This is a genomic window from Vibrio sp. OPT18 (assembly GCF_015163615.1).
Classification (GTDB): Bacteria; Pseudomonadota; Gammaproteobacteria; order Enterobacterales; family Vibrionaceae; genus Vibrio; species Vibrio coralliirubri.
Genome location: NZ_JADDYK010000035.1, coordinates 1 through 204, shown reverse-complemented (window position 1 = coordinate 204; position 204 = coordinate 1). Strand labels below are relative to the sequence as shown.

Genomic DNA, 204 nt, shown 5'->3' with positions numbered 1-204 from the left:
AAGGGTTGCGCTCGTTGCGGGACTTAACCCAACATTTCACAACACGAGCTGACGACAGCCATGCAGCACCTGTCTCAGAGCTCCCGAAGGCACACCTGCGTCTCCGCTGGCTTCTCTGGATGTCAAGAGTAGGTAAGGTTCTTCGCGTTGCATCGAATTAAACCACATGCTCCACCGCTTGTGCGGGCCCCCGTCAATTCATTT

1 rRNA gene is annotated in these 204 nt (G+C 54.9%); it reads right to left on the bottom strand.

Annotated features, from left to right (window positions below):
• Positions 1-204, bottom strand: a 16S ribosomal RNA gene (locus IQQ51_RS08140); the annotation flags it as partial.